16 protein-coding genes are annotated in these 25,178 nt (G+C 64.1%); 12 read left to right on the top strand and 4 right to left on the bottom strand.

What is annotated here, in order from left to right:
* The first annotated feature begins 195 nt into the window (after positions 1 to 195).
* The gene (locus BUS42_RS21955) at positions 196 to 1,098 is read left to right on the top strand and encodes an AraC family transcriptional regulator (RefSeq protein WP_074309717.1); all 903 of its coding nucleotides are present in this window, start codon (positions 196 to 198) and stop codon (positions 1,096 to 1,098) included.
* A gap of 310 nt (positions 1,099 to 1,408) precedes the next feature.
* Positions 1,409 to 2,629: an endonuclease/exonuclease/phosphatase family protein gene (locus BUS42_RS21950; RefSeq protein WP_074311340.1), complete on the top strand. Its 1,221-nt coding sequence runs from the start codon at positions 1,409 to 1,411 to the stop codon at positions 2,627 to 2,629.
* A 9-nt stretch (positions 2,630 to 2,638) separates the two neighbouring features.
* Here the strand turns inward: BUS42_RS21950 and BUS42_RS21945 are convergent, their stop codons facing one another.
* The gene (locus BUS42_RS21945; protein ID WP_074309715.1) at positions 2,639 to 3,106 is read right to left on the bottom strand and encodes a hypothetical protein; all 468 of its coding nucleotides are present in this window, start codon (positions 3,104 to 3,106) and stop codon (positions 2,639 to 2,641) included.
* 70 nt (positions 3,107 to 3,176) lie between these two features.
* Complete coding sequence (locus tag BUS42_RS21940) at positions 3,177 to 4,355, bottom strand: DUF1559 family PulG-like putative transporter (RefSeq protein ID WP_074311338.1); 1,179 nt, start codon at positions 4,353 to 4,355, stop codon at positions 3,177 to 3,179.
* A gap of 351 nt (positions 4,356 to 4,706) precedes the next feature.
* On the opposite strand from BUS42_RS21940, the gene BUS42_RS21935 reads away from it, so the two are divergent.
* Positions 4,707 to 5,195 carry a hypothetical protein gene (locus BUS42_RS21935; protein ID WP_074309713.1) on the top strand — a complete coding sequence of 163 codons (489 nt, stop codon included), beginning with the start codon at positions 4,707 to 4,709 and terminating at the stop codon, positions 5,193 to 5,195.
* An 84-nt stretch (positions 5,196 to 5,279) separates the two neighbouring features.
* Here BUS42_RS21935 and BUS42_RS21930 read toward each other — a convergent pair whose 3' ends face one another.
* On the bottom strand, positions 5,280 to 6,500 hold the full coding sequence (locus tag BUS42_RS21930; RefSeq protein WP_074311336.1) for an acetyltransferase domain-containing protein: 1,221 nt from the start codon (positions 6,498 to 6,500) through the stop codon (positions 5,280 to 5,282).
* A 380-nt stretch (positions 6,501 to 6,880) separates the two neighbouring features.
* Between BUS42_RS21930 and BUS42_RS21925 the strand changes: the two genes are divergently transcribed.
* The 8 genes from BUS42_RS21925 (at position 6,881) to BUS42_RS21890 (ending at position 22,001) form a co-directional block, all read left to right on the top strand.
* Positions 6,881 to 9,499 (top strand): tetratricopeptide repeat protein, encoded by a 2,619-nt coding sequence (locus BUS42_RS21925; protein ID WP_074309712.1) that lies wholly within the window; start codon positions 6,881 to 6,883, stop codon positions 9,497 to 9,499.
* A gap of 119 nt (positions 9,500 to 9,618) precedes the next feature.
* A complete protein-coding gene (locus tag BUS42_RS21920) occupies positions 9,619 to 10,503 on the top strand; it encodes a DUF4159 domain-containing protein (protein ID WP_074309709.1) in 885 nt (294 codons plus the stop codon).
* 61 nt (positions 10,504 to 10,564) lie between these two features.
* Positions 10,565 to 11,575 carry an AAA family ATPase gene (locus tag BUS42_RS21915; RefSeq protein WP_074309707.1) on the top strand — a complete coding sequence of 337 codons (1,011 nt, stop codon included), beginning with the start codon at positions 10,565 to 10,567 and terminating at the stop codon, positions 11,573 to 11,575.
* Entirely contained in the window at positions 11,575 to 12,585 is a 1,011-nt protein-coding gene (locus BUS42_RS21910) for a DUF58 domain-containing protein (protein ID WP_074309705.1), read from the top strand. The genes BUS42_RS21915 and BUS42_RS21910 overlap by 1 nt, the downstream gene beginning before the upstream one ends.
* Complete coding sequence (locus tag BUS42_RS21905; RefSeq protein WP_074309703.1) at positions 12,582 to 14,696, top strand: BatA domain-containing protein; 2,115 nt, start codon at positions 12,582 to 12,584, stop codon at positions 14,694 to 14,696. The genes BUS42_RS21910 and BUS42_RS21905 overlap by 4 nt, the downstream gene beginning before the upstream one ends.
* Positions 14,693 to 18,382, top strand: a complete 3,690-nt coding sequence (locus BUS42_RS21900; RefSeq protein ID WP_074309701.1) for a coiled-coil domain-containing protein — start codon at positions 14,693 to 14,695, stop codon at positions 18,380 to 18,382. Before BUS42_RS21905 ends, BUS42_RS21900 begins: the two co-directional genes overlap by 4 nt.
* Positions 18,383 to 18,621: 239 nt before the next feature.
* A complete protein-coding gene (locus BUS42_RS21895; protein WP_074309699.1) occupies positions 18,622 to 20,982 on the top strand; it encodes a glutamine amidotransferase in 2,361 nt (786 codons plus the stop codon).
* 14 nt (positions 20,983 to 20,996) lie between these two features.
* Positions 20,997 to 22,001: a hypothetical protein gene (locus tag BUS42_RS21890; RefSeq protein WP_074309697.1), complete on the top strand. Its 1,005-nt coding sequence runs from the start codon at positions 20,997 to 20,999 to the stop codon at positions 21,999 to 22,001.
* 289 nt (positions 22,002 to 22,290) lie between these two features.
* Here the strand turns inward: BUS42_RS21890 and BUS42_RS21885 are convergent, their stop codons facing one another.
* Positions 22,291 to 23,322: an alpha/beta hydrolase gene (locus BUS42_RS21885; protein WP_074309696.1), complete on the bottom strand. Its 1,032-nt coding sequence runs from the start codon at positions 23,320 to 23,322 to the stop codon at positions 22,291 to 22,293.
* A gap of 628 nt (positions 23,323 to 23,950) precedes the next feature.
* On the opposite strand from BUS42_RS21885, the gene BUS42_RS21880 reads away from it, so the two are divergent.
* A complete protein-coding gene (locus BUS42_RS21880; protein ID WP_074309694.1) occupies positions 23,951 to 25,057 on the top strand; it encodes a fatty acid desaturase family protein in 1,107 nt (368 codons plus the stop codon).
* Positions 25,058 to 25,178 lie beyond the last annotated feature (121 nt).

Below are 25,178 nucleotides of genomic sequence, written 5' to 3'. Positions count from 1 at the left end.
CAATGACTGGCTCCGATGCCAACACCTCCCGGACCGGCTCACCGAGATTCATTAGAGGGCAACCGGCCAGCAACGGAAAGGAACGTTCCTCCAAAAGATTTGCCTAATCCTCTTAGAGATCCAGGACATCTATCGAGCCTACCCCGAAAATCGTATCCTAATGCTATGAAACTCCGAGTAAGAACGGAGGACCGAATGGACGACCGACACGACAATCGCAAGCGACTGGCCAGCCTGCTGGACGAGGCTGCCGTTCACGAAGGGCTGCACCCGACGCGGATCGACGGCGTCCAGGTGCTCCGCAGGTCGCAACCGTTGCCCCGTGCCCCGATGGTCTACCACCCGAACATCGTCATCGTCGGCCAGGGCCGGAAGCGGGCCTATCTCGGCGACGAGGTCTACACCTACGACGCGTTCAACTACCTTGTTTCGTCGGTGCCGATGCCGGCGGAGTGCGAGGCGGACGCGAGCCCGGAGGCCCCCATCCTCATCGTCGCCATCGACGTCGAGCCGACCATGCTCGGCGACCTGATCCTCGAGATGGACGAGCTCTCGCCCCCGGTCGGCCCAACGCCTCGGGGCCTCTCCACGACTCCGATGAGCGAGGAGCTGGTCGAGGCTGTGAACCGGCTCCTCGAATGGCTCAGATGCCCGCTCGACAGCCGCATCCTCGGCCGCCAGACGGTCCGCGAAATCGCCTATCGGGTGCTCCGCGACGAGCAAGGCGGGGCGCTCCGTGCCCTGGCCAGCCGAGACGACCAGTTCGCCCGCATCGCCCGGGTCCTGAAGCACATTCACACCGAGTACGCGAAACCGCTCGGCGTCGAGGAGCTGGCGAAGCGTGCGGGCATGAGCGTCCCCGCCTTCCACCACCACTTCAAGCTCGTGACGGCCAGCTCGCCGCTCCAGTACCTCAAGCGGATCCGACTCGACCAGGCCAAAAGGCTCATGGCCCACGACGGCTATAACGCGGGCACCGCCGCGCGGGCGGTCGGCTATGAAAGCCCGTCGCAGTTCAGCCGGGAGTTCAAGCGGCTCTTCGGAGTGACGCCCGTCGAGGAGGCCGAGCAGACGCGGGCTCGTCTCGTCGCCGGTTGAAGCCACTCGGAACGTGCTCCATCGAGACCCTAGAGCCACAGCCGGTTTTGCCGGAGATCATCTCCAATTCCACCAGGAATCGCTCCAACAACACCCCTTTGACTTCCAGAGCATCCGCTCCCGACGCAATCCGGCGGCAAAACCGTTCCGCCAATCCCTCCGCTCGCGATCCTCACACCGAGGATTCACGATTTCCAAGCGAGATCCCCACGGCCCGCGCGTAGGCTGATGGTTTGAGGCCGCCGTCAGGGTTGCCGAAATGTGCGGGATCGAACAGCGATCGGCATTCACCAATTCGGGATTCATGCCCATGGGAAAACCAGCGATTATCGCCGGAATCATGCTCCTGTCTTCATCGCTGACGCAGGCCGCTGCCGAGCGTCGGCCGGGGGTGGTGCGATTTGCCACATTCAACGCCTCGCTCAACCGTGAGTCGGCGGGCGCTCTGATCGGCGACCTGTCGACGCCGGACAACACGCAGGCACGCAACGTGGCCGAGATCATTCAGCGGGTGGCGCCCGACGTCCTTCTCATCAACGAATTCGACCATGATCAAGATGGCAAGGCTGCCGACTTGTTTCAGCAAAATTACCTCGCGGTCAGCCAGCACGGCGCTCCGGCGATCGTATACGCCCACCGCTACACGGCGGCTGTGAACACCGGGATTCCAAGCGGAGTCGACCTCGATCACGACGGCAAAATCGTGACCGAACCCGGTACGCGCGGCTATGGCAATGACGCGTTCGGGTTTGGCCAGTTCCCTGGGCAGTACGGGATGGTGCTCTACTCGAGGTTTCCCCTCGACGTCGCAAAGATCCGGCGGTTTGGAAAAGTGCTCTGGAAGGACATGCCCGGAGCACTGCTGCCCTTGAAGAAGGATGGGACATCCTGGTACTCGCCCGAGGCTCTCGCCGTCTTTCGGCTCTCGTCCAAGGACCACTGGGACATCCCCGTCCTGGTCAACGGACGAACGATGCATGTCCTGGCGAGCCACCCGACGCCGCCCGCGTTCGACGGCCCGGAAGACCGGAACGGCAAGCGCAATCATGACGAGATCCGCCTCTGGGCCGACTATCTCACGGGCGGGGAGAACGCCGCTTATCTCGGGGCCGACGCGAAGCAGGGCCGGCCGGCGGAGTTCGTCATCCTGGGCGATCTGAACTCGGACCCGGTGGACGGTGGAAGCGTGCCAGGGGCGATCGACCAGCTCCTGAACCACCCGCGGGTGGATGCCCGGTTCATCCCGACGAGTGCGGGGGCAGACGAAGCGTCTCGTCTTCAAGGAGGCGCGAACCAAGGCCAGCACGGTCCCGCCGATCAGGACACGGCCGATTTCGACGACCGGGCGGTGGGCAACCTTCGCGCCGACTACGTCCTGCCGTCGAAGGGCCTGCACATCGTCGGCGGGGGCGTGTTCTGGCCCCGTCGCGACGAGCCGCTCGCACCGCTCGTCGGGATGTCTCCCGTGGCGAGCTCGGACCACCGCCTGGTGTATCTCGACCTCGACCTGGGCGAAACCGAGGCCAAATAGCCGAGTCGCTCAGCGGCCGTTGGTGAACGGGACGGCGAAGGCTTGACCTTGAAGCGTGGCCTTCAACTCCCCGATCATCGGGTCGACCGCATAGTCGCCGGGCACCGAGGCGAAGCGTCCCGGATCGTTGCGGGAGTTCGCCTCGGTCACCGGCTTCAACGGGATCGTCTCCGCCACCCGGTCGGGAAACTCCAGCTTGATCGACACCTCGCCAGGCAGTGGCTCAAGTGCCGACTTCAGGTCCGGTCGGAGGAAGCGAGCGACGAGCGTTTGTTTCGAGGATCGCTTGGAGGCCCCTTGCGGGGCTTCCAACGAGACTTCGGCCAGGCCCTTCTGCTCGGGCAACGGCACGAGAATGCCCCCGTGCGGGCCCGCCTCCAGCGTGGAGGTGGAGACGGACGCCCCGGGGTGGGAGCCCGCCCCGCCACAGCCGCCGAACGTAACACATAGCACTGCCCCGAACATCATCGTCCGCATCGGCGATCCTTGAGAAATAGCTTACAAACGAATCAATACTATTAACTTCGTAGATTTCAGTATCGGTCCGTCAGTAGCTGTCGGCGCTCAGGACCTCGCCGCCGTTGCGACTTCCCAGGCCGCGCCAGACCGGCAGCGCGATGCTGTCTTTGAAGAACTTGACTGCGCCGTCACCCAGCAGGCCGTTGACCCCGGCCGGGTGCGAGCTCCGCGCCGAAATGATCGCGTATTCGCCGGGGACGTCGGTGATCGCGCTGGCGGCCCCGCAGTCCTGGCCCTTCCAGTTTGGCGTCCCCATGTGATTGTACATGGTGGACGAGTACCAGGCGAACGGCCAGCCGTTCGAGTACAATGAGCCTGGCGGGAACCGTCCTGAATCCATGAAATTGAACGAATCGACCTTGGGCTGATACTGCAAGCAATCAAAATAGAGTTGATACTCGCCGTTCGCGCCCGGAACCAGCTCGCCGACGTTCCGATTGGGTGACGTGATGATATCCGATCGGGTCGGAGCGACCGAGGCCTTGGACTGGCTGCTCCCCTTGCTCCGCTCGGCGAAAACCACGGTGTTGCTCAAGCCGTCGGTGAACTGCGCCGTCGCGAACGCCTGGCCGATCGTAAACCCGCCATTGCCCGGCTTGGAGCGGTCTTCATTCTGGTTCCAGTTGATCGCCCCCGCCTGGGGCGTGCTGCCGCCGAAGTTATACCGATAGTTGTTCTCGCTGACACCGCCACCCGTCATGTTCGGGTCGGACGGGCAGAGGAACGTGCTCTGTGCGAGGGCATAAGCGGTGAAGTTGGGCGAGTAGACGGTGGTCCCGGAACTATACATTCGATCCGTATTCGTCGTTGCAAAATTCAACGCATTGTAGGCAGGGACCTGCTCCATATAGTTCAAGATTTGCGAGTGAACCGAATAATAGCCGCTCCAATTGCCGGGTCCGGGAGGGACGGTACTTGTGTATTGCGTCCAGTACCCTTTCTTCTCAGCCCCACCGATCACGACGTCGGGGCTCATTCGACCGGGCGGGAAGGCGGTGTGCGTGCTCAGGTAATTGTGCAGAGCCAGACCAATTTGCTTCAGGTTGTTGGTACACTGGGCACGTCGAGCCGCCTCTCGTGCGGCCTGCACCGCCGGCAGCAGCAAGGCGATCAAAACGGCGATGATCGCGATCACCACCAGGAGCTCAATTAAGGTAAAGCCGGGGCGGCGGGACCGAGATAAAAGGCGGTTGCGAGTCAGTGGCATGGTCGTCATCTCGTTTAAAGCCAACAATCATACAATCGCTCTCCATCAGTGTAGATTTGACTGTAAAGATCTCGTGGAGAACACGAGACTTAATGAGGAATTCCGGATTTGCAATCCCTCTCAACCGGGGACCTGTCTCGGCAACCGATCGACTCAACTCGATCGGGGTCGAGGCCGTGCATGGCGAGAGTACGCGGAGGCAAGCCGGGGCGCTCGGACACGGGGCAGGGGCGGGCGCAAAGCATGTCGTCAAGGGTCGGCTCCGGCCCCGTTGGATTGGATGGGATTACATCCCGAACCGGGTCGATTTTGCGGAACAGGCCTCGAAAGGGCCAGGGAGCGAGGTCACAGATGCCAGTCGACTCTTGGGAGTGGATACCGGGGAAATCGGTCGGTCCGTTTCAACTCGGCGCCGAGGCAAACGCCGTGATCGATCGGTTCGCTCTCCGAAAGCTTGAAACCGCTTACCCGAATGCCGATTCGGACACGTACGAAATCCCGGGGCATGAATCCTGGATTTCGACCGAGGACGACACAATCTCATCAATTAACTGTTGGGATCGTCTCGATTACAAAAACGCAGACATCCTCACACTGAGCCTGGACGAAGCGCGGGCACTCCTCGGCCCCGAGGAGGAATCGGAACCCCTCGGTGAAACCGCGCTGATGGCCGTGTACTACCACAGCCTCGGATTGACCCTCTGGATCGAGGACGGCTGGATCAAGAGCGCCACTTGTGAAGAGTGCTCCAACGCGGACCCGATTTTCCAGATTCTCCCAGAGAATCTCTGGGGGAAAGCGATGCAAAGCGAAAAGAGACGAGCGTTCCGGAACAACTGAGCCTCGAACGCTCATGCCGTGACGCACAAAACCCAACATGATTTATTGCATACATGATCCCGTCGGCAGGACAGGGCCGAGCGATCAGAAATAACTCAGCCAGGGATCGCGGCGACGTCGCTTCACATCGGCAAACCAACGGCAGGGGAGGTAGAGGATCGCGATCGCGACGACCCAGCACAGGTAGACCGTCGCCAGGCTGTTATTGTAGCCTTCGGGCGACTGGAAGGGAGCGGTCTCGAAGAGCCAGGCGACCGGCTGTCCCCTCAATGCGGCGACCGCCACGCCGAGGCCGTGGGCCAAGGGCATCTGCAACAAGAAGAAGAACAATGGGACCCGCCCGAAGGTGGCCAGCGGGCCAGCCAGGAAGCTCGGAAGGCGGTCGAGCCAGGCCAGGGCGAAGAGCGCCGGCCCGAGCGTCATCAACAAGTAAAGCAACGACGGCGGATACTTCAAACAATTCAAGAACGACGCCACGGTCAAGAGCGGGGTCGCCTGGACCGTCCAGGGCCGGGGGTCGCCATAGACATTCAGCGCCCTGAGCCCGACAAACCCCAACGTGAGGCCGATCCCCAACGCAACCAGGATCGTGCGCCGCCGGTCGGGCGGAACCAAGAGCACCGGACCAAATGCGTATCCCACCGCCATGACCCCGATCCAGGGGATCAGCGGATACCCCTCCAGGATGCCGAGCCCCCCCGTCAGCGGCACAAAGCCCGGTTGATGGAGCAGGCGCCAGAGGAGCGACCCGACGCCCGAACTCTCGACTTGAACACCATCGAATAGGTTATGGAACGCGATCAGGCCGATCCCGATCGCTCCCACCGCAACCCTGGGCAGGCAGATCAGGCCCGCCAGCGCGATCATCGACCAGCCGATCGCCCAGAGGATCAACGCCAGGATCACCTTCGGCAGGGTGAACGTGAGCGAAACGCTGACCCAGGTCTGCTCGAGCAGGATCAGCCAGAGCCCCCGCTTGACCAGGAATAAGGAAAGTTGCCCTTGGGTCTTGCCTCGCGTCCCCGCGAGGAAGGCCGAAGCCCCGGCGAGGAAAATGAAGGTCGGGGCACAGAAGTGAGTGATCCACCTCGTGAAGAACAACGCAGGGGACGCCACCCCGAGATTCGTCGGGTCGACTCGCGCGTCCATCAAGTAGTCGCGAACGTGGTCGAGGACCATCAAGATCATCACGGTCCCACGCAGGAGGTCGACGGAGACCAGCCGTCCGTTGGCCCCCTCTCGATCACCTTCGACCCGACCCGAGGTCGTATCGTCCGCTCTCGTGTGAACTTCGAGGTCATTCATAATCGAGGCTCCGACTCGTCCATTGGGGTTCAGGGTTGCGTCGAGTGTCTCAAAAGTCGCACGGCCGAAACTCAAGGCTTGCCGGCTGCACCACCAAAGCGACAGCATCGGCATTTTAATCACGAACATTCCTTGGGGACACAATCAAACCCACTTGTTCAAGTTGAAAGACCCCGCCCAACGCCTGTAACACCAAGATCTGAAATGAGACGCTGACTCCATCGACTCATACGATGGCATGAGCAATCGAAAGTGCGTCCCGCGTTTCGAGGACAAACGTGGCGGAGGTAGGTCTTGGCTTTCTCCGTGCGAGCCGGACTATAATCAGAACGGATCCAAAGGGACTGACGTCGAGGACCACTCCGAAACGGATGGAATCCATGAGCGTGCCAGCCGGAGAATCAGAAGCGCCGCAGGCTCAACTTCGGTGGCGCGAGCCGATCCACCTTCGCCTCACGCTCACCCTCCTCCTCCTGTTCGGCTGCTGTCTCGCGGGCTCGACGTCGACGAGCGCGGTGACCCTGGCGGAGGCGGACACTCTGTTCCGCACCGGACGTTACGACGAGTGCGCCCAGGCCGCCACCAAGGAAATCGAGACCGGCGTCTGGGGCGAACACTGGACGCGACTCCTGATCGAGGCCGAGCTGGCGCAAGGGAAATACAAGGCGGCGCTCACTTCGTTCGAGGCGGCCAAGCGACGCTATCCCGCGAGCGGCACGTTGCGCATGCTCGGCCGCGACGTCTATCGCGCGAACGGGCGCGGCGACGAGGCGGCGGCCGAGATGAAGATGCTCGAGTCCCTGGTCATGAGTGCCCCCCACCGCTTCGCCACGCCGGAGGGACGGCTCGTGCTCGGGCGATTCTTCCTGATCCGAGGCGCCGATGCCCGCAAGGTGCTCGACCAGTTCTACGACGTCGTCACCAAGCAGCACCCCGATGATGCGGAAGGCTTCTACGCCACGGCCGAGCTGGCCCTGGAAAAGCAGGACGCCGCCCTGGCGGCCCAGACGCTTCAAAAGGCGCCGAAGGACGCGGCCGAGGATCCACGCTATCACTACCTCCTCGCCCGTGCCTTTTCCGACGACGACCGCGCCCAGTCCGACAAGGCGCTGGCCGAGGCCCTTAAAATCAACCCAGGGCACGTGGACAGCCTCCTGCTCAAGACCGATCATCTGATCGACGGCGAGCGGTACAGTGAGGCCGAAGCCACGCTCAAGCAGGCGTTCGCGGTCAACTCCGAAGAGCCGCGAGCCTGGGCCTATCAGGCGGTGCTCGCCCACTTGCGGAACGACCGCGCCGGGGAAGCGTTCGCACGACAGGCTGCATTGTCACGCTGGGCGACGAACCCCGAGGTCGACCACCTGATCGGCCGTGAGCTCTCCAAGAAATACCGGTTCGCCGAAGGCTCCACCTACCAGAGACAGGCGCTCAAGCTCGACCCCGAGAACCTCCCCGCCAAGATCCAGCTTTGCCAGGACCTGCTCCGACTCGGCGAGGAAGAGGAGGGCTGGAAGCTCGCCGACGAAATCTTCGCCACGGACGGCTACAACGTGGTCGCCTACAACCTGACCACGCTCCGCGATCGCCTGGCCGGATTTCGGACACTCGAGGACGCTGGGTTCGTGGTGCGCATGGAGGCACGCGAGGCTGACCTTTATGGCAGCCGGGTGCTGGCGCTGTTGCGGCGAGCGAAAGAAACGCTCGGGAAACGATATGGGGTGACGCTCAACGAGCCGGTAATCGTCGAGATCTTTCCTCAGCGCAAAGAGTTCGCCGTGCGGACCTTCGGCCTCCCAGGGGCGGACGGACTGCTCGGGGTCTGCTTCGGCCGCGTGGTCACAGCCAACAGCCCGGCCTCCCAAGGGGAGTCGCCCTCGAACTGGGAAGCCGTCCTCTGGCACGAATTCTGCCATGTGATCACCCTGAGCAAGACGCATAACAAGATGCCCCGCTGGCTGAGCGAGGGAATCTCGGTTCATGAGGAAGGGCGGGAAAACCCGAGCTGGGCCGAGGCGTTCAATCCTCGGTTCCGCGCCATGATTCTCGATGAAACCACGTTCACCCCGCTGAGCCGGCTCAGCTCCGCGTTCCTGGCCCCCAAGTCGGCCGTCCACCTCCAGTTCGCCTACTTCGAATCCGCGCTTGCCGTTGATTTTCTCGAACAAAAGTTCGGCCACGACGCCCTGAACGGCGTGCTCGACGACCTGGGGTCGGGAATTCTGATCAACGAGACCCTGCCGGGTCGGACAAAAACGTCGCTAGATCAACTAGATCGAGATTTCACCGAGTTTGCGCATCGAAAGGCCAAGAGCATCGCCCCTGAGTTGACCTGGGAGGAGCCGGAGCTCCCGCCCGACGCCAGTGCCGCGGCGCTCACGACCTGGCTCGAGACCCACCCCCAGAGTTTCTGGGGACGGAAACGGCTGGGGGCTCAGCTCGTGGCCGAAGCGAAGTGGGGACAAGCCAAGGACGTTCTGGAACAGCTCAAGGGCCTTTACCCGGAATATGTCGGGGCGGAGAACGCCTACGTGCTACTCGCCAAGGTCTACAAGCAAGCGGCCGATCCCACGGCCGAACGCAAGGTTCTCGAAGAACTGACAGCGCGGGTCGGCGATGCCGGCCCGGCCTACGAGCGGCTGATGACCCTGGACGAGGCGGACAAGAACTGGAAGGCCCTGGCCCACAACGCCTGGCGTCTCCTGGCGGTCAATCCGTTGATCCCGAGCCCACACCGCCAGCTTGCCCGCGCGGCCGAACATCTGGGAGAACGGGCCGAGGCAGTGACGGCCTATCGCGCCCTGGCGTTGCTCGACACCACCGACCCGGCCGAGGTCCACTACCGCCTGGCCAAGTTGCTCCACGAAGACGGCAAGCGGGATGAGGCCCGCCGCGAAGTGCTCATGGCATTGGAGGAAGCGCCCCGATTCCTCGACGCGCACCGGCTCCTGCTCGAACTGGTCGAGCCCGATGGAAAAGCACGCCCCAATCCGGCCCATTGAAAATGCGATGGGTGGGCACAGCCCACCCTTCTCTCTGATGCAACACACATGAAGACTTCGTGGGTTGTACCCACCTGATCGGCCCGAACGCGTCCCATTCCCCAAAGGGCCCAGATCCCATGACCCGACGACGCCTGATCCTGATCGCGCTTCCTTGCCTGCTGGCGATCGTCACGGGCGTCTGCCTGGCTCAGCCACGGTTCGGCCGGAGGCCGAGGACAAGGCCCGGAATCATCCCCGACGATCGCGCGGGCGTGCCCGACTGGAAAGTGGACGAACGGTTCAAGAAGGACGTCTTCACCTTCGTGCGAGTGGAGTACGACGCGGACTACGGCGGAGGTGGTGGCGGAGGATTCGGATATGGAGGACGGCGACGCTGGGGTGGAGGTGGCGGCTGGATGACCGACTGGCCCGACAGCGACCTGAATTTCTCGTTCCGGCTTCAGCAGTTGACATCACTGAAGGTCAACCCCGAGCCGATCTCGATGCGGGTGACCGACGAGCGGCTGTGCGACTATCCCTTCCTCTACATGATTGAGCCTGGAAACTTATCGTTCTCGGAAGAGGAGGTGGTCGCCTTGCGCCACTACCTGCTCAACGGCGGCTTCCTGATGATCGACGACTTCTGGGGCGACCATGCCTGGCAGACCGTTTCCGACCAGTTCAAGCGGGTCTTCCCCGACCGTGAGCCGACCGAACTGTCGATCGAGCACGAGATCTTTCGCTGCGTGTACCGCCTCAAGGAGAAGCCGCAAGTCCCCGCCATCAACGTCTGGGAAAACACGGGCGAGACCTGGGAGCGGCACGATGGCGACTCGCAGACCGTCCATTACAAGCAGATCGTCGACGACAAAGGGCGGATGATGGTGATCCTCTGCCACAACACCGACCTGGGGGACGGCTGGGAGCGGGAAGGCCTGAGCACGGACTACTTCCACGAGTTCTCGGAAAAGAAGTCGTATCCGATGGGAATCAACATCGTGACCTACGCCATGACGCACTGAATCGCGGACCGATCCGAGGGATCCGCCGGCGCGGCACGGGGTCGAGTCGAAAGGAGCGATCGTGACGGCAGACGTCGATGCCTACGAAGGAGAGCGCCGGATCGTCGAAACGATCCACGAGAGCCGCGGCCGGATCGAGCGTGAGCTCGGCAAGGTGATCGTCGGCCAGCGGGAAGCGACGCATCAACTCCTGATCAGCCTGTTCGCCGGCGGCCACTGCTTGATCACAGGGGCACCCGGGCTGGCAAAAACCTTGCTCGTCCGCACGATTGCTCAAGTCTTCCACTTGCAGTTTCAACGAATTCAGTTCACCCCCGACCTGATGCCGGCCGACATCACAGGGACCGAGATCCTCGAGGAAACCGGCGACGGCCGGCGGCGGATGCAGTTCGTCAAAGGGCCGATCTTCGCCAACGTCATCCTCGCCGACGAGATCAACCGGACCCCGCCGAAAACCCAGGCTGCGCTCCTCGAAGCGATGCAGGAGCACCAGGTCACGGCGGCCGGGGTCCGCTACCCGCTCGAAGAGCCCTTCTTCGTCCTGGCCACCCAGAACCCGATCGAGATGGAAGGGACCTACCCGCTCCCCGAGGCCCAGCTCGATCGATTCATGTTCAACGTGATCGTCGACTACTTGCCCGAAGACGATGAAGTCGCCGTCGTTCAGCGAACCACCTCGCGCAAGACCGAACCGCTCGAGCCCTTGTTCGACGGCCAGGACGTGCTCCGGTTCCACGAGGTGGTCCGCAAGGTCCCGATCGCCGAGGACCTGGTCCGCCACGCCGTCAGGATCGCCTCGGCGACCCGGCCAGGGCCACAAGCCCCCGACTTCATCAACAACTGGGTGAGCTGGGGCGCGGGACTTCGGGCCGCGCAATCGCTGGTGCTCGGGGCCAAGGCGCGGGCCTTGCTCGAAGGCCGATTCCACGTCACGCCCGACGACATCCGCGCGCTCGTCCATCCCACCTTGCGGCACCGGATCTTGCTCGGGTATCGGGCCGAGGCCGACGGCGTGGCCGTCGACGCCGTAATCGACCGCTTGCTGGAACATATCAAGAGGCCACACGACTGATGCCCCCCTTGGATCGTCACGACCCGCGCCCTGCCGGATCTGCGCCAGCCCCGATTCGAGGCGGAGACCCCGCGCGGCCGGGCGGGTCCTTGATCGATCCGGCGACCTTGATGCGAATCAAGAGCCTGCAGATCCGCGCCAAGGTCACGGTCGAGGGATTCATCAAGGGGATCCACCGCAGCCCCTACCACGGGTTCTCCGTCGAGTTCAGCGAGTATCGCGAGTACAGCCCCGGAGACGATCCGCGCTACCTCGACTGGCGGCTGTTCGCACGCTCGGACCGCTATTATGTGAAGCGGTTCGAGGACGAGACGAACCTGCGTTGCTACCTCGTGCTCGATACCAGCCGGTCGATGAGCTACAGTTCGGGCACCTACAGCAAGAGCGATTACGCACGCACGGCGGCGGCCACGATCGCCTACTTTCTCTCGATGCAGCGCGACGCGGTCGGCCTGCTCACGTTCGAGGACAAGATCACCGAGTACCTCCCCGCGCGGCACCGCCCGGGGCATCTCCGCCGGATCATGGCCACGCTCGACCGCGAACCGACGGGCCGCGCGACCAACCTCGCCGAACCGCTCGAACAGATCGCCGCGACGGTCCGCAAGCGCGGCCTGATCGTCCTGCTTTCCGACCTGCTCGCCCCGACCGAGGCACTCAAGACCAGGCTCGGCTACCTCCGGTCGCGCGGGCACGACGTCGTCGTCCTGCGGATTCTCGACCCGGCGGAAGTCCAATTCCCGTTCACGACACCGGCGATGTACCACGACGTGGAGTCGGGGCGCGAGCTCTACATCGACCCCGACCAGGCCCGCGCGGAATACCTCCGGAAGTTCAACGCCCACGCCGCCGAGATCGAGCAGGCGTGCGTCGACCTCGGAATCGAATATGAGTTGGTGACGACCGATATCCCCCTGGAACTCGTGCTCTTCGACTTGCTGAAAGCGCGAATTCGCCGGGGCCGTCGGCCAGGCCGGCGCAACGCTCCGGGGCGGGGAGGTGCTCGTTGAGCTTCCTCACTCCTCTCTATGCACTGGGGCTGCTGGCCATCGCCGGCCCAATCCTGTTCCACCTGATTCAGCGCAAGCCGCGCGGCGAGGTGCCGTTCAGCTCCTTGATGTTCCTCACCCCGACGCCCCCGCGCCTGACCCGGCGGAGCCGCCTCGACAACTTACTGCTACTCCTCTTGCGAGCGGCGGCCCTCACGTTGCTCGCGTTCGCGTTCGCGCGGCCGTTCTGGCGGCAAGCGGCCAACCTCGAATTCGGCAACGTCGAACGGCGCCGGGTCGCGGTGGTCATCGATACCAGCGCAAGCATGCGTCGCGGCGACCTCTGGCCCAAAGCGAAGCAACTCGCCGAGGAGGCGATTGCCGCCTGCCGCCCGGCCGACGAACTGGCCCTCTTCGCCTTCGATGGGTCGTCGCGGCCCCTGCTGAGCTTTCCCGAGTCGGCCACGCTCGACCCGAGCCGGCGGCAGGCCGTCGCGCGCGCCATGGTGGAACGGCTCGAGCCGACCTGGGGGGGAACCCAACTGGGGCAGGCCCTCATCGATGCCGTCGCCGCGATTGAAGACGTGACGGATCAGAGCGAGAAGGCCGGCCGAATGCCGCGGCGGATCGTCTTGATCAGCGACCTCCAGCAGGGGAGCCGGCTCGAGGCCCTGGGGGGGTTCGAGTGGCCCTCCGACGTCGAGCTCGACCTCAAAACGGTCGCCGACCGGGGCTCGAACGCCAGCCTGCACGCGCTGGCGGAGCTGACAGAGACCGAGCCGTCGACGGGGGCAACCGGCCGGCGGGTCGGGGTGAGCAACGAGCCCGGGTCCACCCGGGAGAAGTTTCAAGTCGTCCGGGTCGATGGGAACGGGGTCGAGACGGGCCAACCGATCGACGTCTACGTCCCGCCGGGAGAAAGCCGCGTCGTGCGACTGCCGAAGCCGCAGGGGAAAGCGGCTCCCGGGACGCTCCGGCTCAAGGGCGATGCCCATCCGTTTGACAACACGCTCTACGCGGCCGACGAGCGGCGTGAGGAGTCGACCGTGCTCTCAATCGGCAAGGACGATCCCGACGACTCGGCCGGCCTCCTCTACTACCTTGAGCGCGTCTTTCACGACACACCGCGGCGGAGCGTGACCATCCGCACCGTTTCGCCCGCCGAGGCGCTGACGCTCGAGGCACCGCGGTCGCTGCCGCTGGTCATCCTCACGAGTGAGACGACCACCGAGAACGCCCGCAAACTCCGAGCCTATGCGCAAGCCGGGGGGACCGTGCTCGATGTCGTCACCACGGCCGGCAAGGCCGAGACGCTCGCCGCGCTCCTGGACGTCGCCCCTTGGAAGATCGAGGAGGGGGCCGTAAACCGCGATGTCATGCTCGGGGAGATCGCGTTCGACCATCCGCTCTTCTCCGCGCTGGCCGCCGCGCAGTACAACGACTTCACCAAGATCCACTTCTGGAAATATCGTCATCTCGACACAGACAAAGTCAAAGACTCGCGAGTTCTGGCACGGTTCGAGAATGGCGACCCGGCGATCGTCGAGCAGGGGGTTGGCAAGGGGAGCCTGATCGTGCTGGCGAGCGGTTGGAATCCCAGCGATAGCCAGCTCGCGCGATCCTCAAAGTTCGTTCTGTTGATGGCGGCGCTGCTCGAGCGACGGGAGGGGCGGCCGGCGACTCAGGCGAACCACCTGGTCCATGACCCGGTGTCGCTACCGGTGATTGAAGGGACAGCAAAGGGCCTGGTCGTGCGTACGCCGGGAGGGGGGACGGTCGCCACGACGCCGGGAACCCCGCTTTTCTCGGAGACGGACCGGCCCGGCCTCTACACGATCGAGACGCCGGCGGGCGCTCGCGAGTTCGCGGTGAATCTTGATCCGATGGAGAGCAAGACCGCCCCCTTGAACGTCGAGACCCTGGAACAGTTCGGCTGTCGGCTGGCGAACCACTCGAATGCAGCGGTCGACCGCGATCAATTTCGGCAGTTGCACAACGCCGAGCTCGAAGGCCGCCAGAAGCTCTGGCGCTGGCTGATCCTGACGGCTATCGGCATCTTGATCGTCGAAACCTGGCTGGCGGGGCGACAGCCCGCGCCTCGTTCGGCTCGTGCGGAGGTTCTGGCAACATGAGCACGGAACTGCGGCAAGCCCTGGAACAAGTCGCGCGCCGATTCCGGCAGGTCAGGCTCTGGAGCTCGTTGGCGCTCTGCTGGCTGGCCTGGGCGATCGTCGGACTGGTCATCGCCGTCCTGCTGACGCGAGCCAACCTTGCGGAGTCAACATCGTCGTCCGCGACCTGGGTGCCGGCGATCCTGGCGGCCCTGGCCTTGGCGACCGGTGCCGTTTGCGCGATCACAGCGCATCGTTGGGCGCGTGACCTGCGCTGGGTGGCCCGACAAATCGAAGCGAAACATCCCGAGCTCGCCACCGGCCTGCTCGCCGCGGTCGAGCAGGCCGTGGCGACGCCCGCCGAGCGGTTCGGGTTCTTGCAGGCGACCGTGATCCGCAAAGCGCTCGACCACCGCCGGGCCTCGAACTGGGATGACATCGTGCCGACCTGGAGGCTGCAAGCCTCACACCTGGCCCACGCGGTCGCACTCGCGTTCCTGATCGTCGCGGTCGTCGGCCTCTTGGTGGAGACCCGCTCGCACGCCAGCGGGCGGAATCCAGGCGGGGCCAGGCCGGTCGCCACCGGCGTCGTGGTCGACCCGGGGAACACCGAGCTCGAGCGCGGTGCATCGCTCCTGGTCGTCGCGCGGTTCCACGACGCGGTCCCGGCCGAGGCGAGCCTCGTCATCGGTCCGGAATCGAACGCGGGTGCGAGCCGGGTGATGACCCGGAGCCTGGAGGACCCCACGTTCGCCGCGCGGGTTGAGTCGGTCGATACCGACCTCTCCTATCACGTCGAGTTCGTGGGGCGGAGCACGCCGACCTATCGCGTCCGCGTGTTCGAGTACCCCGAGCTTCAGCGCACCGATGCCACCCTCGTCTTCCCCCATTACACGTCGCTCGACACCAAGACCGTCGAGGACGTCCGCCACGTCACGGCGGTCGAGGGGACCGAGCTCACCTTGCTCTGTCACCTCAACAAAGACGTGTCCGTGGCCCGCCTGGTTGACGAGCAAGGGCAGGCCCTGACTCTCAATCGCCAAGCCGAAGGGGGCGACCACCTCTATCGCGCCCGGTTCACCCTCACCCAACCCAAGCGGTTCAAGGTCCAGCTCGTCGACCGCGACGGACGGGCCAACAAGCTGACCTCCGAGATCGTCATCAACGTCACGCGGAACCGGCCGCCGGTCGTCGCGATGACCCAGCCGTCGCGTGACGTTCGGGTCTCGCCGGTGGAGGAGCTCACGCTCAAGGCCAAGCTCGACGATGATTTCGGCGTGGTCCGCCACGGCCTCACCTACAGCGTGGCGGGCCAAGACCCGCAAGAGGTGGTGCTGCCGGCTCCCGCATCCAAGAGCCAAAGCAAAAACCTAAAAGCCGAGCATCTGCTCAATTTCGAATCCTTTCACGCCATTCCCGACCAGCTCGTCACCTACTTCTTCTGGGCTGAGGACGTCGGACCCGACAATCAGCCGAGGCGTGCCTCGGGCGACATGTTCTTCGCCGAGGTCCGCCACTTCGAGGAAATCTTCCGACAAGGCGAGGCGCCTCCCAGCAGCTCGTCCGAGAACCAGGAGCAACAGCAAGGGCAGAACGCCCAGCAGGCGGAGAAGCTCGCCGAGCTCCAAAAAGAGATCATCAACGGCACCTGGAAAGTGATCCGTCGCGAGACCGGGGCCAAGCGTTCCGCCGAGTTTGCCGCGGACAGCAAGCTCCTCCTCGAGTCCCAGCAATCGGCCATCGCACAGGCAACAGAACTTGCCGAGAAGCTCCGCGACCCGAAGTCGAAGGCCAACCTCGAGCAGGCGACCCGGTTCATGAAGGACGCCGAGACGCAGCTCAGTGAAGCGGTGAAGTCGACCTCGATCGCCGCGCACACGCCGGCCCTGGCTGCCGAGCAAGCGGCCTATCAAGCGTTGCTCAAGCTTCGCGCCCGTGAGTTCGAGGTCACGCGTAGCCGCTCGCGACAACGAAGCCAACAAGGAGGACAAGCCTCGGCCGGCAGCCCGTCGCAACAACAGCTTCAGCAGCTTGAGCTATCGAACGATGAGAACCGGTACGAAGAGCAGAGCGCGGCCCGGGTTCAGTCGCAAAAGCAACAAGAACAGCGCGAGACCCGACAAGTCATCAGCCGGCTCCGCGAGCTGGCCCAGCGGCAAACCGACCTCAACGACCGGCTCAAGGAACTGCAATCGGCCCTCGAAGAGGCCAAAACGGCCGAGGCGAAGCAGGAGATCGAACGCCAGCTCAAGCGGCTCAGGGACCAGGAGCAGCAGATCCTCCGCGATACCGACGAACTGCGCGAACGGATGGAGCGCGAAGAAAACAAGGAGCGGATGGCCGAGGCCCGCCAGCAGATCGAGCAGAGCCGCGAGCACGTCCGGCAAGCCTCCGAGGCGCTCGAACAGGGCCGCGTCCCGCAAGCCCTGACCGAGGGCGCCCGGGCCGGTCGCCAACTGAACGACCTCCGCGAGGAGCTCCGCAAAGGCGCGGCCGACCGGTTCACGGAAGAGATGACCGAGATGCGCCACCAGGCGCGGCAACTCAACGACGATCAAGACAAGCTTTCCGAGCGGCTCGAGGCCAAGGACAATCGCCCCGCCCGGTCGCTCCGTGACAACGGAGAAGGCGAGCAAACCAAGCAAGGGCTCGAACAGCAGAAGAAGCGGCTTGACCAACTCCTGGACCGAATGCAGACCACCGTGCAAGAGGCGGAGGAATCGGAGCCGCTCCTTGCCAAAGGTCTCTACGACACGGTCCGCAAGGCGAACGAGCAGAAGATCCCCGACGCCCTGAAAGTCGCCGAGCAACTGGCCGACGCGGGAATCGCCGAGGAGGCCGCCAAGGCCTCTCGCCACGCCGGCCGGGGCATCAACCAACTGCGGGAAGGCGTCGAACGCGCCGCCGAAAGCGTGCTCGGCGACGAAACGGCCGCCCTGAAGCGAGCCCAAGGCGAAGTGGAAGACCTCGCCGACCAGATCAACCGCGAAATCGCCCGAGCCACGGGCGAAGAACCGAATGGCCGGCCAGGCCAGGCAAATCCGCGAAATCGCCAGGGCCGCCAAGGTGAGCAAGATCCTGAACAGGGACAGCAGCCGGGTCAACAGGGACAGCAGCCAGGCCAACAGGGACAACAGCCAGGGCAACAGGGACAACAGCCAGGGCAACAGGGACAGCGTGGTGGTCAAAGAGGCCAGCAAGGGCAGGGGCCCTTGCGAGGCGGCAACACCCCGCAAGGCGATCAACCGGGACAGCCAGGACGACAGGCAGGTGCCCTAGGTGGTGGTGGGGAAGGTTCTGGGCTTGAACAGATGCTGGAGGGACTCTCCAGCAACGGCGGAACCCCCGGAGGGCCGATCACGGGGGAAGGCTTCCGCCGCTGGTCCGACCGGATGCGCGACGTCGAGGAGCTGCTCAACGATCCCGAACTCCGGGCCGAGGCCGCGCGGATCCGGGATCGCGTGCGGGGGGCGCGTGAGGAATTCAAACGCCACTCGAAAGAGCCCGACTGGACCAAGCTCAAAGATCTCGTGGCCGAACCGATCGGGGAGCTCAGCAAACGCATCGCCGAAGAAGTGCGTAAGCGTGAATCCCCCGATTCGTTGGTCCCGATCGACCGCGACTCCGTCCCTCCCGAGTTCGCCGAAGGCGTGCGCCGCTACTATGAACAATTGGGAAGCGGTCGCAAAGGGATGACCGGACGATGATCACCCTGGCTCTCCAAACAAATCCAGCAAAACATGGAGACAGTCGCAAGAATACCGGGATCTCGTTCCCACGCTCTGCGTGGGAATGCCGTCCGCGACGCTCCGCGTCGTCTTCCCCGGCGGGTGGGACCGCAGAGCGTGGGAGAACGAGCCGAGGCCGCGAGACGACATGACCACCCAATGACCCAACGATTTCAACACGCAAACAATTCACGCCATGCACGAATGAGACGTGGTCGATGACGATGCCTTCCATCATCTGGGGATCGCCTCAATGGCTGACCGGAGCGGGCCTCATCATCGGGGTCGCGGCCGTCTCGCTCCTTTGGAGCTACGGACGGGCGCGGACGACTCGGTCCGTGAAGGTCGCCGGCGTGCTCTTGAAAGTCGCTGGCTTCACGGCCCTGGCGCTCAGCTTGCTCGAACCGCTGCTGACCGGCACGCGGCCGCGGCGCGGGGCGAACGCGTTCGTGATCCTGGCCGATAATAGCCAGAGCCTGCTGATCCGAGACGGCAACGCCCCGCGTACCCGAGGTGATTGGGTGCGCGACTTGCTCGCCAAGGAATCGAGCTGGAAGACCCGGCTCGGACAGGACTTCGACGTGCGCAATTATGCGTTTGACTCGCACCTCCGCGCCGTCGACGGCTTCGACACCCTCGCGTTCGACGGCACGGGGACCACGCTCAACGCATCGCTCTCCGCGCTTGCGAAGCGGTTCCACGGCCTGCCGCTCGCTGGCGTCTTGCTCTTCAGCGACGGCAATCGAACCGACGTCGGCAACCTCGACGGGCTGGACTTGCCACCGATCTATCCCGTGATCCCCCCCGCGCAAGGGGTCGCCAAAGACATCGGCGTCACCCAGGTCTCGATCAGCCAGACCAACTTCGAGTCGGCCCCCGTCGTCGTCCGCGCCGACGTCACGGCCACCGGCTTCAAGGGGGAGACGATCGTCGCCGTCGTCACCGACGAGGCCGGCCGAGACATCGAACGGCTCGAGGCGAAAGCCACGGGGGACAACGACAAGCCGCTCAACTTTCGGTTCCAGTTCCGACCCGAGCGAAAAGGGGTCAGCATTTACCGCGTCCGGGCGTTCGCCGGCTCGGAAGAAACGGTACATCAACAACCGAACACCACAAAACCTTCCGGCGAGCAGACGCTCGCCAACAATAGCCGGCTCATCGTCGTCGATCAGGGGAGCGGCCCTTACCGGGTGCTCTACGTGAGCGGGCGGCCCAACTGGGAATTCAAATTCCTTCGTCGCGCCCTGGCCGAGGACGAACAGATCGATCTCGTCGGCCTGGTCCGGATCGCCAAGCGCCAGCCCAAGTTTGATTTCCGGAGCGCTCGCTCCTCATCGGCGGCCCCGCTGTTCGACGGGTTCGACAACCCCGACGCCGATACGGCCGAGCGCGTCGACCAGCCGGTCCTTGTCCGCCTGGGCACGCGCGACGAGGTCGAGCTTCGCGACGGATTCCCCAAGACGGCCGACGAACTGTACCGCTACCACGCAGTCGTGCTCGACGACATCGAGGCCGAGTTCTTCACCCAGGACCAGCTCGGCCTGCTCCGCAACTTCGTGAGCCAACGCGGTGGCGGACTCCTCATGCTCGGCGGCCCCGACTCGTTCGCCGACGGCAAGTACGACCGCAACCCTGTCGGGGAGCTCTTGCCCGTCTACCTCAACCGGCCCGCCACGATCCCCGAGCCGGAAGACTATCAGCTCGTGCTCACCCGCGAAGGCTGGCTCCAACCCTGGGTCCGAACCCGCAAGACCGAGGAGGAGGAGCGGCAGCGGCTCGCAACCATGCCTCCATTCCGCACGCTCAGCCAGGTCGGCTCCATCAAGCCGGGGGCGGCCGTGCTCTCCCAGGTGCGGAACACCGCCGGCAACCTCGCCCCCGCACTCGTGGCGCAGCCGTTCGGCAAGGGGCACGTCGCGGCCCTGATGATCGGCGACCTCTGGCGCTGGGGGATGCGCCGCGCGGATCCGGCCGAGAGCGACCTCGATCGTTCATGGCGTCAGACCGTCCGCTGGCTGGTCGGCGACGTCCCGGGACAGGTCGAGGTCAACGTCGATCCCAAGGCCGATTCCACCGCGCCGGCCGTCGTGCTCACCACCCGAGTGCGCGACGCCGAGTACCGACCGCTCGACAACGCGAAGGTCCGCTTCAAAATCAGCCTCCCTGGCGGAGACGACCTGACCCTGGACGCCGAACCCGACCGCAAGGAGGCCGGCGTCTACACCGCGACCTACGTCACCAAGCAGCCCGGCGCCTATCGAGTGACAACCACCGCCAACGCACCCGACGGCAGCACCCTCGGCGAGAAGGAAGCGGGCTGGGCCGCTCAACCCGCAGCCGACGAATTCGCCCGCCTCAAGCCCGACCGGGAACTCCTCGAGACGATCGCGGCCCAGACCAAGGGAGAAGTCGTGGACGGCACCCGGCTCGCCCCGTTCGTCGCCAGCCTCTCGTCACGCCACGCGCCGATCAGCGAACCGTGGACCTCGCCGTTGTGGCATCAACCGCTCTACTTCCTCATCGCCATCGCCTGCCTGACGGCCGAATGGGGACTACGACGCATCAACGGACTCGCGTAACCCCAACAACAATCATGACAATACTCCTCGCGATCTGCTTGGGCTTGGGCGTGACCACGGCGGCCGCGACCGACGATCATCGGCCGGCCGTTCTCATCGTCGTCGGCGCTCCGGGAAGTGCGGTGTACGAGGCCCGGTTCCGTCAGTGGGCCAACCAGTGGCAGGCCGCCGCCGAGAAAGCGAAGGCGGAATCGATCGCGATCGGCCTGGTCCATGAACCGGGCACGGACACCAAAGGCACCACCGACCACGATCGCTTGCAGTCGATCCTGGCCGAGAAAGCCAAGGCAGGCGCCGGGCGGGAACCGCTTTGGATCGTTCTGATCGGCCACGGGACCTACGACGGCCGCGAGGCCAAGTTCAACCTGCGGGGTCCGGATGTGACCGACCTCGAGCTGTTCGAGTGGCTCAAACCGCTCCAGCGGCCGATCGCGGTCATCAACTGCGCCTCGGCCAGCGGCCCGTTCCTTAACCGCCTCTCGGGCCCCGACCGCGTCATCATCACCGCGACCCGGAGCGGCAACGAACAAAACTATGCTCGCTTCGGCCAGCACATCGCCGAAGCGATCGCCGACAACCCTCGCGCCGACCTCGATAAAGACGGCCAGGTCTCGCTTTTGGAAGCCTATTTAACGGCCGGGGGACGGGTCGAAGAATCATATCGCGAACAGTCACAACTCGCCACCGAACACGCACTCCTCGACGACAACGGCGATAAACTGGGTACGCCGGCCGCCTGGTTTCGCGGCGTCCGCGCCACCCGTCGCGCCAAGGACGGAGCCCCCCTGGACGGCATCCGCGCCAACCAGTTCGTCCTCATCCCGAGCGATCGCGAACGCAAGCTGCCCGCAGAAGTCAGGCAAAAACGCGACCAGCTCGAACTCTCCATCGCCGCCCTCCGCGACGAGAAGGAGAAACTCACGCCCGACGCCTACTATCGCCGCCTCGAACCCTTATTGGTCGAACTGGCCAAGCTCTATCGCTCCATTCCAGCCGCGTCCCACGGCTCCCCACGCTGAGAACGTTTCTTCTTCGCTCGCCCCGAATGGGCGAGCGGAGAGCGTCAGTTCCCTGTCTTTTGGTATTTTTCTGATGGGCGACCGCAGGGATGCAAAGGCCTTGGGTGCCACGGGTTGTACTCAACCCGTGAGCGATGGGCCAGGTTTTTGGCTCACGGGTTGAGTACAACCCGTGGTACCCAAGGCTTGCACATTATTCAATACAAAGGTCGTTCAGGTCCACCTACTGAGACGACAGGGAGCTTACGCTCCCCGCTCGCCTGCTGAACCACGAATGCGAGGTCCCTGATTACGGGCGTGTCGGCTTGAGCTTGGCGATCAGAAACTCGGTGCCGTTGGCATAGTCCGGATCGTTTTGGCCCGGGTACTTGAGGTGGGTTTCGACGCCCTCTTGTTTGAGCTTCTCTTGAAGCATCAGGCCGAGGACGGCCGAGTGGGTAGGATCGCGCTGTTCTTCGCCGACTTTGGCCGGCTTGTCCTGCGCCGGGTAGTCGAGGTAGAGGGGCGGGTCGCCTGCGCTGGCATGCTCATGGGGGGAGTATTCCTTGATCCAGGGCAAGACCTCATCGCGGTGTTCGTAGAACGTCCGGAACTCGTCCGTGCGATTCTGCCCTTTTTTCCAGAAGCCGAAAGCGTGACCCCCATAGGCCATATTGGGCATCCACGACCGGAGTTGCTTGGCATCAAGCGCCGTCTGCGCGCCGACGACCGCCGCACAGGTCAGGCGGGTCGACTCGCGAGCCACCGGGTCGGTGCTCTCAGGCTTGGCCAGGTCGTCGTGCATCGCCAGCCAGAGGGACGAGCAGGCGCCGGCCGACCCGCCGGTGGCCGCCACGCGCGTCTTGTCGATGTTCCACTCGCCGGCCTTGGACCGTAGGAACTGAAGCGCTCGCGCGGCGTCTTCCAGCGGCCACTTGACCGGCGGCTTGACGTCGGCCTCATACGCCTGGGGAAGGAACCGATAATTGATCGCCGCGACCGAGATCCCCTGATCCAGCAGCTTCTTCAAATCGACGGTGCCCACCCGCGCCTTGTCTCCGTTCATCCAGCCGCCACCGTGGATGTAGACAACCAGGGGAGTCGGGGTCGTCGACTCCGCCTTGTAGAAATCGAGAACCTCGCGCTCGTGATCTCCATAAGGCACGTTGGCGAACGTAGGCGGCCGTTGCGGCACCGCCGGTTTGTCCTTCGCCTTGTCTTTGGCCTTGGCCTCGGGCTTCGGGGCCTGGGAGAGTGCCGGGCTGGTCGCAAATGCTCCGATGAGCATCGCCACCAGCGTGCATGCAAGTGCGCGTCGTAAAATGAAGAAAAGCGAGCGCATCGAGATGAGTCCTCCAGAATGGTTCGGTTCGCCTGGGAGGTTCGTCCTCGCGGGGGACAAGCCGCGGCCGCGGAATTCCGCACGACGATCGGCTCTGGAGTGGAGCATACCGGGCGCGGCGAACCGAGTCACGTCTGTCCCGCCAGCGTGCGCCGCGTCAAGTCAGCGGCGGGCGAGGCCCAAAGTTCATCTGCCGTAAAGGCTTACAGGTTCATGAGGTGTGATGTTTTCTTGCGAGTTCAAGTCCGGTTCGGCCGACTGGGCTATTGAATTGGTCGGTGCGATCCGGTGAAATATTTGTTCGCATCCATCGCCCGAGGCGATAAGCGGGCCAGACCGGAACAAGCCGTCCTCCCGGCAAAGCTCCACCCCCGCCTCGATCCAGGGCACCGCCGCTCTCGACCAGCCGCCCAAGACGTGGAATGGAAAGCCCGATTCTCTACCTAGCGTCGATCGATAATCCTGGCCCAAGCGCCCCTGGCGCCCCCCGGCCGGACCACCCGACGCTCGGCTTCGAGATCGCCCGCCGGACGCTCCCTTTCTTGCGAAGGCCGGACGACGGATCGAGTGCTGGTCCCACTCGGTTCGTAGAGCGCTTCTATAACGTCTAGATATCAAGGGTGATTCTTTGGAACCGATACGGGTTCATTTCCCGGGCTCCGGAACATTCCACCTCGAGCTCAAACGCCGGGTTGCCGAGTACTTCGAAGGGGTACGGATCTCGCCGCGCGACGCCGCGTGGATGTATCTGAAGTCGGCGATCCTGCTCACCTGGACAATTAGCTTCTACCTCCTGCTGATCACCAACACGCTGGTCTGGTGGCTTACCCCATTCGCCGCAATCTGCCTGGCAGTCGGAATGGCCGGCATCGGCGTCAGCGTGCAACATGACGCCAACCATGGCGGCTACTCGCGCAATCGCTGGGTCAACCGGATCTTCGGCTGCTGCCTCGACGTCATGGGCGGCAGCTCCTACATCTGGTACTGGAAGCACAACATCGTCCACCACACCTACACGAACATCTCCGGGATCGACGTGGACGTGGACATCGAGCCCTTCTTACGGCTCGCTCCGACCCAACCTCTGCTTCGTTACCACAAATACCAATACATTTACATCTGGTTCATTTATGGTCTTTTGCCCGCCAACTGGCATTTCTACGCGGACTATCGCGACCTGGTGAACAGCGACATTGGCGGCACGCCGATTCCGAGGCCGAGCAAGCTGGTCTTGATCGCCACGCTCTTCGGCAAGCTGTTCTTCTATGGGTGGTCGCTGATCCTGCCGCTGATGCTCTATCCGACCTTGCCCGTCCTCGGATTGTATGCGCTCACCACGTTCACGCTCGGCACGGTGCTGACCACCACGTTCCAGTTGGCGCATTGCCTGGAGGAAACCGAGGTCCATGTCGCCACCACCGAGTCCAACTCGGTCGAAGCGGGCTGGGCCGAGCACCAGGTGCGGACGACGGCCAACTTCGCGCCGCGCAACCGGTTCCTGACGTGGTATCTGGGCGGTCTGAACTATCAGATCGAGCACCACTTGTTCCCGAAGGTCTGCCACGTTCACTATCCGGCGATCTCGCCGATCGTCGAGGCAACCTGCAAAGACTTCGGCATTCCCTACCAGATTCACCCGACCTTCCGCGACGCCCTGGCATCGCACGTCCGCTGGCTCTACCGAATGGGCCGGCTCGAACCGGTGCCGGCGAACGAATTGGTTCCCTCGGCCTGACACCCGAGAGTTGGCGAACCACGCCACCGTTCATGGCCAATGGGGCCGGAGCCAATGCGGCTCCGGTCCCGATCCCCGTCTGACGTCCCCCCATCACACCCCCTCAGCTCTGCTCTGCCCA

It is taken from the genome of Singulisphaera sp. GP187 (genome assembly GCF_900129635.1).
Classification (GTDB): domain Bacteria; phylum Planctomycetota; class Planctomycetia; order Isosphaerales; family Isosphaeraceae; genus Singulisphaera.
The sequence above is the reverse complement of the archived record's forward strand: the minus strand, read 5'-3'. Positions and strand labels throughout refer to the sequence as shown.